Below are 2036 nucleotides of genomic sequence, written 5' to 3'. Positions count from 1 at the left end.
AAAACTTAAATTATCAAATGTTCACAAAGAAGAAATATAGGCGCTTCGCAAGAAGTGGCCTGTCAGTATTTTGAGTGAGCGACCTACCAGCAATGGTAGTGCCAGAAATGGCAACAAACAAGATTGAACTGAAGAGTTTGATCCTGGCTCAGATTGAACGCTGGCGGCATGCCTTACACATGCAAGTCGAACGGCAGCGCGGGGCAACCTGGCGGCGAGTGGCGAACGGGTGAGTAATATATCGGAACGTGCCCTGGAGTGGGGGATAACGCAGCGAAAGTTGCGCTAATACCGCATACGATCTAAGGATGAAAGCGGGGGATTCGCAAGAACCTCGTGCTCCTGGAGCGGCCGATATCTGATTAGCTAGTTGGTGGGGTAAAGGCCTACCAAGGCATCGATCAGTAGCTGGTCTGAGAGGACGACCAGCCACACTGGAACTGAGACACGGTCCAGACTCCTACGGGAGGCAGCAGTGGGGAATTTTGGACAATGGGCGAAAGCCTGATCCAGCAATGCCGCGTGAGTGAAGAAGGCCTTCGGGTTGTAAAGCTCTTTTGTCAGGGAAGAAACGGTGTGGGCTAATATCCCGCACTAATGACGGTACCTGAAGAATAAGCACCGGCTAACTACGTGCCAGCAGCCGCGGTAATACGTAGGGTGCAAGCGTTAATCGGAATTACTGGGCGTAAAGCGTGCGCAGGCGGTTTTGTAAGTCTGTCGTGAAATCCCCGGGCTCAACCTGGGAATTGCGATGGAGACTGCAAGGCTAGAATCTGGCAGAGGGGGGTAGAATTCCACGTGTAGCAGTGAAATGCGTAGAGATGTGGAGGAACACCGATGGCGAAGGCAGCCCCCTGGGTCAAGATTGACGCTCATGCACGAAAGCGTGGGGAGCAAACAGGATTAGATACCCTGGTAGTCCACGCCCTAAACGATGTCTACTAGTTGTCGGGTTTTAATTAACTTGGTAACGCAGCTAACGCGTGAAGTAGACCGCCTGGGGAGTACGGTCGCAAGATTAAAACTCAAAGGAATTGACGGGGACCCGCACAAGCGGTGGATGATGTGGATTAATTCGATGCAACGCGAAAAACCTTACCTACCCTTGACATGTACGGAAGCCACGAGAGATCGAGGCGTGCTCGAAAGAGAGCCGTAACACAGGTGCTGCATGGCTGTCGTCAGCTCGTGTCGTGAGATGTTGGGTTAAGTCCCGCAACGAGCGCAACCCTTGTCATTAGTTGCTACGAAAGAGCACTCTAATGAGACTGCCGGTGACAAACCGGAGGAAGGTGGGGATGACGTCAAGTCCTCATGGCCCTTATGGGTAGGGCTTCACACGTCATACAATGGTACATACAGAGGGCCGCCAACCCGCGAGGGGGAGCTAATCCCAGAAAGTGTATCGTAGTCCGGATTGTAGTCTGCAACTCGACTACATGAAGTTGGAATCGCTAGTAATCGCGGATCAGCATGTCGCGGTGAATACGTTCCCGGGTCTTGTACACACCGCCCGTCACACCATGGGAGCGGGTTTTACCAGAAGTAGGTAGCTTAACCGCAAGGAGGGCGCTTACCACGGTAGGATTCGTGACTGGGGTGAAGTCGTAACAAGGTAGCCGTATCGGAAGGTGCGGCTGGATCACCTCCTTTCTAGAGTTGCACAGGTAGAGATACCGATTCATTGAGCGTCCACTCTTATCGACTGTTGAACAAGAAGAACAGCATTTGGGGCTGTAGCTCAGCTGGTTAGAGCACCGTGTTGATAACGCGGGGGTCGTTGGTTCGAGTCCAACCAGCCCTACCAGACACGTAGCAGTCCCTGTAAAAATCATCTGGCTCCGCCAGGGGTTTTTACCTGACTCCAAACAAAAGTAGGTTTTTACTTTTGTTTGATTGAATTGGGGGATTAGCTCAGCTGGGAGAGCACCTGCTTTGCAAGCAGGGGGTCGTCGGTTCGATCCCGTCATCCTCCACCACTCTACGAATCTTGAAAGTACAAACGTAAGCCACTGGGTTTAGGTTTGGTCTTT

2 tRNA genes and 1 rRNA gene are annotated in these 2036 nt (G+C 52.2%); all 3 read left to right on the top strand.

The annotated features are described in order from the left end of the window. Positions 1 to 125 precede the first annotated feature (125 nt). The 3 genes from ACP7DD_RS26240 to ACP7DD_RS26230 all read left to right on the top strand — a co-directional run bounded on the left by ACP7DD_RS26240 (position 126) and on the right by ACP7DD_RS26230 (position 1982). A 16S ribosomal RNA gene (locus tag ACP7DD_RS26240) occupies positions 126 to 1656 on the top strand. 77 nt (positions 1657 to 1733) lie between these two features. Then, positions 1734 to 1810: transfer RNA gene (locus tag ACP7DD_RS26235), tRNA-Ile, on the top strand. A 96-nt stretch (positions 1811 to 1906) separates the two neighbouring features. Continuing rightward, positions 1907 to 1982 (top strand) — tRNA-Ala (locus tag ACP7DD_RS26230). Positions 1983 to 2036 lie beyond the last annotated feature (54 nt).

The sequence above is a fragment of the Massilia sp. TWR1-2-2 genome, from assembly GCF_049897565.1.
Lineage (GTDB): Bacteria > Pseudomonadota > Gammaproteobacteria > Burkholderiales > Burkholderiaceae_D > JAFCUW01.
Note: the sequence above shows the minus strand (reverse complement) of the source record. Positions and strands in the feature narration are given on the sequence as shown.